Annotated in this window: 8 protein-coding genes; 2 read left to right on the top strand and 6 right to left on the bottom strand. The window is 61.4% G+C overall.

Translation table 11 applies throughout. The features are described from left to right. Positions 1–327 precede the first annotated feature (327 nt). The 4 genes from AC04P6_RS02890 to AC04P6_RS02875 form a co-directional block, all read right to left on the bottom strand. Positions 328–1206, bottom strand: a complete 879-nt coding sequence (locus AC04P6_RS02890) for a shikimate dehydrogenase family protein (RefSeq protein ID WP_475565088.1) — start codon at positions 1204–1206, stop codon at positions 328–330. A gap of 60 nt (positions 1207–1266) precedes the next feature. Next, positions 1267–2031: a type I 3-dehydroquinate dehydratase gene (gene aroD / locus AC04P6_RS02885; RefSeq protein ID WP_475565087.1), complete on the bottom strand. Its 765-nt coding sequence runs from the start codon at positions 2029–2031 to the stop codon at positions 1267–1269. Positions 2032–2221: 190 nt separating this feature from the next. Further along, entirely contained in the window at positions 2222–3670 is a 1449-nt protein-coding gene (locus AC04P6_RS02880; protein ID WP_475565086.1) for an alanine/glycine:cation symporter family protein, read from the bottom strand. A 145-nt stretch (positions 3671–3815) separates the two neighbouring features. Continuing rightward, entirely contained in the window at positions 3816–5291 is a 1476-nt protein-coding gene (locus tag AC04P6_RS02875; RefSeq protein ID WP_475565085.1) for a helix-turn-helix transcriptional regulator, read from the bottom strand. 253 nt (positions 5292–5544) lie between these two features. Here AC04P6_RS02875 and AC04P6_RS02870 point away from each other — a divergent pair, with 253 nt between their 5' ends. Then, the gene (locus AC04P6_RS02870) at positions 5545–7293 is read left to right on the top strand and encodes an FAD-dependent oxidoreductase (RefSeq protein ID WP_475565084.1); all 1749 of its coding nucleotides are present in this window, start codon (positions 5545–5547) and stop codon (positions 7291–7293) included. 110 nt (positions 7294–7403) lie between these two features. After that, positions 7404–9236, top strand: coding sequence for a DUF6020 family protein (locus tag AC04P6_RS02865; protein ID WP_475565083.1), 1833 nt, complete (start codon positions 7404–7406; stop codon positions 9234–9236). Positions 9237–9254: 18 nt separating this feature from the next. Here AC04P6_RS02865 and AC04P6_RS02860 read toward each other — a convergent pair whose 3' ends face one another. Next, positions 9255–10199, bottom strand: a complete 945-nt coding sequence (locus tag AC04P6_RS02860; protein ID WP_475565082.1) for a patatin-like phospholipase family protein — start codon at positions 10197–10199, stop codon at positions 9255–9257. Between the two features lie 80 nt (positions 10200–10279). After that, positions 10280–11167, bottom strand: a complete 888-nt coding sequence (locus tag AC04P6_RS02855; protein ID WP_475565081.1) for a dimethyl sulfoxide reductase anchor subunit family protein — start codon at positions 11165–11167, stop codon at positions 10280–10282. Between the last annotated feature and the right edge of the window lie 75 nt (positions 11168–11242).

Below are 11242 nucleotides of genomic sequence, written 5' to 3'. Positions count from 1 at the left end.
TGAACCAGCGAGCGCACGAGCGTGCCCCGCGGCCGGGAGGCGGGGCGCAGCAAAGCTGCGCAACCGCAACCGGCCACGGGGCACGCGAGCAGCGAAGTCGGAGGCCAAGCGGTCTTAGGAAGACAAGGCACTTCCACAACTCCTTGGCTCACAGAACGACATGGCTACGATCCGACTTATGAACCAGCGAGCGCACGAGCGTGCCCCGCGGCCGGGAGGCGGGGCGCAGCAAAGCTGCGCAACCGCAACCGGCCACGGGGCACGCGAGCAGCGGAGCGGGTGCCCAGGGGACGCGATGCGCGCCGGCCCCAGGAAAGCCACGATCGGCTACGAGTACAGTTCGCGTTCGATAAGGTCGGTGTCCATTTTGATGCCGTACCAGATCTCTTCGCCTACCGCGGCCTGCTCGATCATCATGCCAAGGCCGCCAACGACGGTGCAGCCTTTGGCGCGCGCGTCGAGGATCAGCTGAGTCTCGCGGGGGAAATACACGGTGTCGGCCACCACGGAGCCGGGCTTGATGAGCTCGGCGGGCACGGGCGTGTCGGTGCAGCCCTCGCCCATGCCAACGGGGGAAGAATTCACGAGCACGTCGGACGACTGGATGGAAGCCGCCAGCGCGTCGAGGTCGCCCGTGACGAACAGGTTCACCTTGCAGCCCGTCTTCTCCTGCAGCTTGGGAGCGAGTTCCCTGGCGTTCTTCGCGCCGTTGCCCTCGGGCATCTCGAACACGTCGATTTCGGTCATGCCATCGAGCGCAGCCTGCACCAAAACGGCGGAGCCGGCGCCACCGCAGCCGATGAGCGTGAGCTTCTTGCCCTTGATGTCGACGCCGTGCTTGCGCACGTTATCCCAGAAGCCAATGCCATCGGTGTTGAAGCCCTTGGTCTTGCCATCGCGGTAGCGGATGACGTTCACGGCGCCCATGAGGGCGGCGGCTTCGTCGAGCTCGTCGAGCAGGGGGATAACGGCCTGCTTGCAGGGCATGGTGACGTTGCTGCCATCCCAGCCCTCCATGACCTTCATGGCTTCGATGACCTGGGGAAGCTGAGCGTTATCCTTCACGTCGAAGCACAGATACACCGTATCGATACCCTCATGCTCGAACGAAAGATTATGCGTGGCGGGCGACAGCGAATGCGTCGTGGGATTGCCGATAAGCGTAATCAAATGAGTGTGACCGCTGATACGTGCCGATTCTCCCATGTTCTCTCCTTCTTCGTACATAGAAACCGATACTCTAACGCCTCGAATGAAGCGAAATAGCTAAGCCAACGTGGAATGGATATCGCTCATCATGCGCTTCGCTTGCGCGACATCCACCTGGCCGGGAGCCGAAGCCCTCTGCACGGCCACGAACGTGAGCGCGCTGCCAAACAGCTCGCCAGCCACGCGCGTGATGCTGCCCGTGGGGCCCATGGCCATGGTGAGCAGCGGGCGCTCGGTATGCAGGCGGGCGACCTCCTCGGTAGCCGCAAGCACGTTCAGGGCGTCGCGCGCCGACGTTGCCATCGTCGCAATCTTCGGAATGTCGGCGCCAAGGTCGACCATATGCGTGAGCAGGGAAACCATCCATTCGACGGAGGGCGTTCCCTGGAAATTGTGATAGGACACCACGGCTGCGACACCGTGGGCATGCGCGCATTCCACAAGAGCGCGCACGGCTTCGTCGCCAATCCACGTCTCGATGTCGACCATGTCGATGAACTCGTCTTCGATGAGCGTGCGGTTCAACGCGACATACTCTTCCGCGGAAAGCGTGCACTGGCCGCCCTGGCTTTCCGAGCGGAACGTGAAAAGAAGCGGATTGTCGGGCAGTTCGGCAGCGAGCAAGCGCGCGTCATGCACCATGGAATCGAAATCGAGCTTGTTGGCGCAGAAATCGGCGCGCCATTCCAGGCAATCGACTCCAGCCGCCACGGCCTCGCGAGCTGCGGCAAGGGCGCCTTCGACATTGGGGGACATAAGCGACGTGATGGTCTTGGGGACCCCCGCCCCGATGGCCATGCCCTTGATTTCCAATGGCTTCATATGCCGGCTCCTTCGCATTGAACGAACTATGCAGCCCAGAATCGTTCGTTCCATAGTAGCGCGCTGGCTGCTTTGCGCGCACGCGACTTTCATGCCGCGACGAAAACCCCGATAAATCGAATAAAAAAGGCGCCTATCTGCGAGCCCGTTGAATGGGCCCAGATAGACGCCGATTCAGTAGGTGCGTGCGTTACTTCTGCAACTGCGGGATGGGCGTTTCGTCCACCTCGTCGAGATGCTTCTCGTACACGTAGTGGCGCGTGCCTGCAGCCACGACGCCACCCAGGGCCAGCACGGCGATGCAGTTGGGAACGGCCATGAGCGCGTTGGTGATGTCGGAAATGTTCCACACCAGGTCGCCGCCGCCAATGCAGCCCCAGAACACGAACGCCAGGAACGCAATCTGATAGGGGCGAATGCCCTTCTTGCCGAACAGGTACATGACGGCGCGATTGCCGTACGTAGACCAGCCGAGCATCGTGGAATACGTGAACAAGATCATGCCCACGGCCAGAACGAGCGGACCAAGAACGGGAATGGAGCTGAACGCCGTGGTGGTGAGCTCGGCCGCCGCGGTAATGTCGCCCGAGAGGATACCCGCCTCGATAGAAGGATTGGCGAGCATCGTGGAGACGAGCATGATGCCCGTGATGGCGCAGATGATAACCGTATCCCAGAACGTGCCGCTCATGGAAACGAGCGCCTGGCGAGCAGGGTTCTTCGTGGTGGCGTTCGCCGCTACCAGCGGGGCGGAACCCAAGCCGGACTCGTTGCTGAACAGGCCGCGCTTGAAGCCGTACTGCAGAGCCAGGGCAATGCCGCTGCCCACGGCGCCACCGAATGCGGCCTGCCCCGTAAAGGCGCACGTGACGATGAGGCTGACGGCCTCGAGCACGTACTGGCCGTTCATGAAGATGATTACCAGGCAACCCGATGCATACAGGATGGCCATGAGCGGAACGAGGCGCTCGGTCACGCGCGTAACGCCCTTGATGCCGCCGATGATAACCACGCCCACTAGAATGACCAGGAAGGCGCCAATCATGGCGTTCGCAGCGGTGAGCTGGGCTTCGGACTGCAGGTCGGGGATATAGGCGGTAACCACGCCGGCGAGTGCGTTCGACTGCACGGATGCGCCGATGCCGAAGCTGGCCACGAACGCGAACACCGCAAAGAGGACGGCCAGAATATGCCCGAGCTTCTTATGCTTCAGGCCACGCTCGAGGGCGTACATGGCGCCGCCGAGCATTTCGCCGTTCGCGTCGCGCACGCGGTACTTCACGGAAATGAACGTCTCGGCGTACTTGGTGGCAATGCCGAACACGCCGGTAATCCACATCCAGAAGATGGCACCCGGACCGCCAGCCAGCAGACCCGTTGCCACGCCGACGATGTTACCCGTGCCGATAGTTGCCGCAAGAGCCGCCGTGAGGGCGCCGAACTGGCTTACGTCGCCCTGCGCGTCATCGTCGTCGCGCGAGAAGGAAAGCTTAATGGCCGTGCCAATCTTGCGCTGAATGAACTTCGTGCGCACCGTGCTGTAGATGTGCGTTCCCAGAAGCAGCGCGATCATCGCCCAGCCCCATACGAACGAGTCGATTTCGCTCACAATATCGCTGAATACCGTAATGAAGTCCATGGCAGCCACCTAGCGTTCCCCGGATGAAAATTTCGCCTATTGTAGCCAGCGATGGCACGCTATCGCGTTTCCAGAACGTTAAAAATCTGCGGAAGGCGCTCTTTCTGCCGCGATGTACCACAGTAAAGCGCTGTAGTGCCCTGCCCTACCGCTCGACCAAGTCGATGAGCTCCTGATGCGAATGAACTCCCAGCTTGCTATACACGTGCTTGATGTGGCTCTTTGCAGTGTTACGCGAGATAACGAAGTGCTCCATGATGAAGCGCCCATTGCGCCCGCGCGCCATCATCACGAAGATCTCGGTCTCGCGCGGCGTGAGACCGCACTCCTTCGCGATGCGGTCACACTTCCGCTGCCACGCATCTAAGGCGTCTTCCCCGGCAGCGGGCGCATCCATTCCATCACCTGCGACAGGCTTGTCGACGAGCACGCCTTCGGGCAGCTCGATGACGCCGTTGATGGTGCCCGTGAAGCTAAACGAGCGGAACCCCACCCATAGAAACGCGAAGAACAGGAAGGCCACGCCCAGTGCGAACGCAGCCGCCACGAATGGCTCGCCCGGCAGAAAGCCATTGGACGTATGGCCCAAAACCGCGCCGGCATCGGTGCCCATGCAGCTGGCAAGGCGCCCCAGGCAGACGACGGGCAGGAAACTGAAGAAACTACGCTTGCCGATGCCCCAGAACACGATCCACATGAGCACCGAGAAGCATTCGTTGCTGAGATGGATGAGCGTATTAGGGGCAATCGAACCCGCGTGGAAGGCGAACACGAGCGGCGCCACCATCAGGCCCGCCATCATAAGGAGCGCGGAAAACGAAAACAGCGTGTCTTCCTGATGCTTATCGCGAACGACGAGCACGTACAGCACCACCAGAACGGCAACGAACCCCTCCACTCCCGTGAGCTGCGGAGCGTTATCGATCTCATTCAACGTAAGGGCGTAGCCATTGCCCAGGCCAAACAGGAAGATGCACGAGAAGAGAGCGTGGTCGGGTGCGATGAAGGAAGACGGATCGGCAATCGCCAGGTCGAGGGCCGACTCCCCCGCCTGGATACGCGCGCACGATTCCCTGGCATAGCGATACCCCACGGCAATGCCCGCAACGCCGCAGACGGCGATGGCAATGGGCCCCGTAAGCGGGTTGAGCAGCTCCACCAAAAAGGGGCTCGTCGCATAGTCGATGAGCTCACCAAAGGCGACAACGGCCGCAACCTGACGCATGTCATCGAGTTCCAGAAGCGCAAGCGCCAGAAACACCGTGAGAAACGCCGACGCGATGGACCGCAGGAACATGCCGGCAACCGTGAATGCCCCATCCAGCAGCAACGCACCGCAAATCATAAACGCCGCAGCGGCCAGGAATAGCGCGATTGCCACGAACGCGCAGGCGCGGCCGTTGAACAAGCGGGGACGATGCAACACGCATAGCGCGATAACCAGAAACACGACACCGCCCAAGAACGTCGATATCTCGCGCGCGATGCCGAACGTGGGCGCAATGAACGAATACACGTGCGCGTTCACCACCGTTCCGGAAACGATGATGCACGCAAGCACGCACATAAGCACGAATACCCTGCGGCTGAAGACGCCAGCGGCGCCCGTGAGTTTTTTCATCCCTACCATTGGTCCTCCCGCCAATATTGTATGCGCCCGCAGGCGCCCGAGTGGCGAGCAATCCCGTCACCCCACGCGCCACCTGGGAATTCGCGCGATTTTTCACCCCATTGGGGTGCGAAGCCCTCCATCACGATTTCTGCACAATATGCCCCCAATGGGGCGGTGACCCCCTCTCGGGAACGGCATAAGGTGTGCCCGTATCTGGGCATGGGCCCAACTTGGGAGGACTTCAAACACAAGAGGAGTGAACATGAACGAAGCACTGACCCATGGCATCAGCCGTCGCAGCTTCCTTACCGGAGCCGCAGGAGCAGGCGCTCTGGCAGCGCTCGGCCTCGCGGGCTGCAGCACGCCGAAAAACGCCAGCCAGAAAGAGGCCGATAAGGCGGCCGCGAAGAGCGCGGGCGCGTCGAGCGACTGGCTGGGAGAAGCTCCCGAAATCGCCGCGAGCGACATCAAGGAAACCAAGAACGTCGACATCCTGGTCGTGGGCGCGGGCATGAGCGGCATCGTGGCGGGCGCCACGCTCGCCGACCTGGGTGCCGACTTCGCCATCATCGACAAGGGCGGCGAGCCCGCTGCCAGCCACTTCGACATCGGCGCCATCCACTCCCGCTGGCAGAAGGAGCAGGGCATCGACTTTTCCGAGGGCCGCTGGCTCAACGAATGGGCGCGCTACGCCTCATTCAAGAACGACCAGTCGGTCGCCCGCACCTGGATCGAGAATTCGGGCGCGACCGTCGAGTGGCTCGTCAACACGTACACGAACTTCCTGGGCGAACCCGTTACCGCCGTCGTCGACGTCGAGAACGGCAGCGACGGACGTGCAGGCGGCACGAACTACTTCATCCCGCCCGAGTGCCATCATGTGGTGAAGGCGAACCTCGACCCCGATAGCCGCGAAAGCACCATCGACCACGTGCAGGAACTCACGAAGTTCATCGCGTCCAAGGGCACGGACGTCACCTACAGCACCGAGCTCGTGAAGCTCATCCGCGAGGAAAACGGCCCCGTCACCGGCGCAATCTGCAAGAACAGCAACGGCTACGTGCAGTACAACACCGCCAAGGGCGTCATCCTGGCATGCGGCGGCTACGCGGCCAACCCCGAAATGCTGAAGGCGCGCTCCCCCGAAACGGTGAAGTGCGTCACGAGCCTGAACTACAACCAGAACAACACCGGCCAGGGCATCAAGGCCGCTGCCTGGGTGGGCGCGGAACTCGACCCCGTGGGTGCCACGATGATCTTCGACCGCGGCGTGGTTGAGCCGGGCGTCGACGCCGGCTACGTAGACGAGGAAGCGGGCACCTGGCCCACGAACGGCCAGTTCAACTTGGGCAGCCAGCCGTTTCTGACCGTAGACCGCCACGGCGAGCGCCTCTGCAACGAAAGCGCCAACTACGACGCACGCCCCCTGGCGGCAGCCAGCCATCCCGGCGGCGTATGGTGCCAGGTCTTCGACGCAAACGCGCCGGAAGACGTGCAGCGCTTCAAGACGCAGGGCTGCTCGGCCGGCACGTGGAAGCGCACGCTGAACGGTCACACCGTCGATGAGGCCTACACCGAGAAGTACATCGACAAGGGACTGATGATGAAGGCCGATACCCTCGACGAACTGGCCGACAAGCTGGGCTTCAAGGGCGACGACAAGACCGCGTTCCTGAAAACCGTCGAAAACTACAACGCCATGTACGACGCAGGCGAGGACACGCAGTTCGGCAAGGAGGCCTATCGCCTTTCCGCCATCCGCCAGGCCCCGTTCTATGGCGCATGGTACGGCGGCAGCCTGCTGACCACCATCGACGGCGTGCGCATCAACAAGAACACGCAGGCCATCGACAAGGAAGGCAACGTCATCGAGGGCCTGCACGTGGTAGGCACCTGCTCCGGCAGCTACTACGCGGGCAACTACCCCGTCTACCTGGTGGGCAACTGCCTGGGTCGTCAGGTCACGTTCGGCCGCTACGCCGCCCGCTTCCTGGCTGGCGATATCCACTAAGCCATCTCCCTACACTTTCCCTCCCAAAGCGGGGCGTCGAGCCAATCGGGTCCGCCGCCCCGCACCCTTTGGAACATGCGGGCTCTTGCCCATCTGCTATAGTTTTCATTGTGAAAACGCTCTCCGAAAAACTGCCGCTCAAGATAGCCGTCGCCCTGTGCTTTTCGGCTGGCTGCACGATGCTCTACACGCGCGGACAGGCGCTTGTTCTGCGCATCCTCTTCGCATTCATTCTCGCGGCGCTCGCATTCGGAATCGCCACGCTCTACGAGCGCAAGCGAGCCTCAATCCCGCAGGAAACCGCGCGAACCATCGACCGTTGCGCGCTCATCTTCGGCATACTCTTCGCGATAGGCCTCGTGGCTGGCCACGCGGTCTACAGAGACAATACGCTGCATGAAATCATCGCCTCGCCCAAGGCGATTGCCCGCTCCCTGCTCTGCCTGGTTGGAATATCGATCGCATCCGCGCAGGCATCCGCGCTCATCTGGACCTGCTTCGATTCGCTCGACGAAAAAGCTCGCGCGAAAGGAAAGAGGCTATCCGCGCGTGCGGTCTTCCTCCTATCGTGGGCTATCATCTTCGCAGCGTGGATTCCCACGCTGCTTGCATTCTGGCCCGGCATGTTTTCCTACGACATGCCCATCCAGTCAACTTATGTATTCACCAACGCGTACACGACCCATCATCCCCCGCTCCACACGTGGATTATTGGGGTGTGCCTGCACGCAGAAGGCTTCCTGGGCCTGCGAGGCATCACCATCTACGAACTGGTTCAGATGCTCGTCATATCCTGCTCGCTTGCCTCGCTCGTGGCATTCCTCCACGCGCGATCGATGCCGCGAGCGCTGGTCATCGCATCCCTCGCGTTCTTCGTATGTCCTCTTACGAGCATCATGGGGCTGTGCCCCACCAAAGACGTCTTCTTCGCGGCATTCTTCATTCCGCTGCTTATGCAACTTTGCCGCGTCATCGCCAATCCCGGGCGACTCCTTGCGCACGTCCCCACGCTCGCATCGCTCGCCCTGCTCGCTCTTGCATGCTGCCTATTCCGAAATAACTTCGTCTACGCGCTCATCCCCATCGCGATCCTGTGCGTCGTGGCACTGCCGAAGCGCGGAAATGTGGCTGCGGCATTCGCCTTGCCCATAGCCGCCGCCCTCATCATCAGCGGGCCACTGTACAGCGCGCTGGGAATAGCCCCGGGGTCCTCGCGCGAAGCCCTCGCGCTCCCCATTAACCAGGTTGCACGCGTGCTTGCATACGAGCCCAACACCCTCAGCGACGCGCAAATCGAGGAACTGAACCAGTTCTTCGACACCGACAAGGCAGCCGAGAAGTTCAACCCGCGCTTTGCGGACCCAGTGAAGAACCTGTTCAAAACCGATACGGCCACAGCTGCTGAGTTCATCAAGCTCTGGGCCTCCATCGGCGCATCCCACCCCGCAAGCTACCTCTACGAAGCGCTTTCGCTGAATGTGCCCTATTGGTATCTGGGCGCCTCGCCCGTCGACGACTACTCGGAACGCATCTACGTGGAAACGGGCTACTACAAGGCGGAGTATTACCACGTGGAAAACGAGAGTTTCTTGCCCGCCTATTACGATTTCCTGCACGGAATCGCAACCTTCGAAACGCTCGAGAAGATTCCCCTGGCCAGCCTTGTCCTGTCACTCGCGATGCCCCTCTGGATTCTCCTCTTCGGAGCGCTTTCGCTCATAGCGCGCAACCGCCAGCACTGGACGCGATCGCTCATCTGCCTCGTTCCGCTACTATTCCTGCTCACGTTCCTCCTGGGCCCCGTGAGCAACATGCGCTATCTATTCCCATTCTTCCTGGCATCGCCGCTTTTCCTCTGCGCCATCGTCTTCCCTGGCACGCTTTTCGGAAAGCAGAACGTGCCGCCCGCACGACGCGGACGGCACGCAAAACTCGCTGATTAGCAACGGGCACGGAGGCGCTTACGCCTCGATATGCCCCTCCAGGAATGCGCGCATAGCCGGCAGCTCGCGATGCGCCTGCTCCCAGCCCATATCGTAGCTCGCCTGCAGAGCGGCTTTATCGGTGGTGCCGCTTTCCACGTTCATGCCCTCGGCGTAGAACACGTATGCCGCACCACTCGCCTCCAAGCGCTCGATTTCCTCGCATTGCGCATTGTAGGCATCCGCACGCCTGGCAAGCGCCTCGCGAACATGAGGCCGACGCCACAGCATTGCATTCATGACGCGCGCGGTTGCACCCTGCGGCGGTTGCTTGCGATACTCCTTCGGGCGCGTGCGCACGATGAAGAAGCGCGTAAAGCCATCGGCCTTGGCCTTGGGAAGCATGAAGCCAGACCCTTCGCCCAATCCACCATCGTAATAGCGCTTGCCATCCACCAGGGGCGGCGGCATGAGCAGGGGCAACGTAGACGAGGCACGAACGCGGACCATCAGGTCCTCGAGCGTTGCCAAATCGCGCTTCGTCCAGTAGACGCTACGCCCCATGTCGCGCTCGAACGATGAGATGGTGCATTTCGCAGGATTGCGCGAGAACGTATCGAAATCGAACGGCAAGAACCCGCCCGGCTTGCAAGCCTCCTGGTAGATCTTGTGGGCGTTGAACATGCCCTTATGCAGAAGAAGGCTGCCCGTGCCGCCGAAGTCCTCCATATCGACCAGGTCGACGAAAGAGCGTTTCACCCTATCGGCATCGCGGGATAGGTAGTTCACCGTATTGCTGGCGCCCGCCGAAAGACCGTAGACGTTATCGAAATAGAGACCCTGCTCAAGAAGGGTATTCGCCACGGCAGCCGTATAGCTCACGCGCATGCCGCCGCCCTCGAATATCAAGGCGGTGTCGAAAATGTTGCTCTTCAATGCGCCAGCCCGCTGGGCGGTAGCGCTTGCACCCTCAAATTCTTCCATGCGCTTGCCGTTCGCTCAAAGGTTCACGTTTTGAAAAGACATGATACCCGAGGAAGCGCCAGCAAGCCGCAAAAAAGAGGTTATACGCCCAGGCCGACCGTGAGGTGGAACAGATAGAACGCGAAGCGCATGAGGAACAGCGCGAACAGTACCAGCAGCATGGCGGCGATGCGCAACGCCAGGCGATGAGCAACGCCCTCCCGCAGCGAAACCGCATGGAGGGCAAGGCCCACGATCATGATAATGGCATGCGCCACAAGGAGGTGAACGTATTCGGGCGCAAGGTCCTGCACGCTGTACAGATAGTTCTCCATCTGGGAAAGCGCACCCATCTGAAGCAGGTACACGACAATGAGCGCGATGGCCGCAACGACCGACACGGCAGCCAGGCCCCGCCCCACGCAGAGGCGCTTGTCATCCAGCCTGGCAACGTGCATGCCCAGAGAGGCGATGACGGGCCCCAGCACGAAGGCCCCCAGCGCAATGGAGGCGGGCGCGAACGGCGTGTTCCACGTGATGATGGTGGTTACGCTGTAGGCGCACGACACGAACCCGATGAATACGAGCGATGCGGGAATGACGAGAATCATGAGCACGCGCTGCAGGGAACGGTGACGCCCCTCGGCGAACCCGATGAGCCAGATAAGGGCCGCGCATGCGAGGAAGGCAACGGCAGCCGAAACCTCGTTCGAAAGCGGAGAGCGCCCGATGCCCATGATGACATACAGCGCGTTGGCCGGATTGCCCAGATGCGTGGCGCTGGCGATGAGCCCCACCATGCAAAGCACCAACGGCAGGCTGAGCGCCTTGTTGAAGCGCGCACGCTGCTCCTCCGCAAGGTCGTGGCGGAACAGCGGCAGCTCCATAAGGACGTATGCCACGGCCGAAGCCGGAGCCAAGCTTGTGAACAGGGCCAATGTAATTTCGCCAAAGGCATTCGCCAATGCGATCTGCATTCCGCTACCCATATTCACCTCCTGCATCATGAGCATGGACAGTATATCAGGGAAGGCCGACGGCTCGAACCGACGACCTTCCTTGTT

It is taken from the genome of Denitrobacterium sp. (assembly GCF_056180635.1).
Note: the sequence above shows the minus strand (reverse complement) of the source record. Positions and strands in the feature narration are given on the sequence as shown.

What these genes read in the sequence shown, in the direction of transcription:
- AC04P6_RS02890 (WP_475565088.1), bottom strand. Translation starts at nt 1,206, where the DNA reads ATGGGAGAATCGGCACGTATCAGCGGTCACACTCATTTGATTACGCTT.
- aroD (WP_475565087.1), bottom strand. Translation starts at nt 2,031, where the DNA reads ATGAAGCCATTGGAAATCAAGGGCATGGCCATCGGGGCGGGGGTCCCC.
- AC04P6_RS02880 (WP_475565086.1), bottom strand. Translation starts at nt 3,670, where the DNA reads ATGGACTTCATTACGGTATTCAGCGATATTGTGAGCGAAATCGACTCG.
- AC04P6_RS02875 (WP_475565085.1), bottom strand. Translation starts at nt 5,291, where the DNA reads ATGAAAAAACTCACGGGCGCCGCTGGCGTCTTCAGCCGCAGGGTATTC.
- AC04P6_RS02870 (WP_475565084.1), top strand. Translation starts at nt 5,545, where the DNA reads ATGAACGAAGCACTGACCCATGGCATCAGCCGTCGCAGCTTCCTTACC.
- AC04P6_RS02860 (WP_475565082.1), bottom strand. Translation starts at nt 10,199, where the DNA reads ATGGAAGAATTTGAGGGTGCAAGCGCTACCGCCCAGCGGGCTGGCGCA.
- AC04P6_RS02855 (WP_475565081.1), bottom strand. Translation starts at nt 11,167, where the DNA reads ATGGGTAGCGGAATGCAGATCGCATTGGCGAATGCCTTTGGCGAAATT.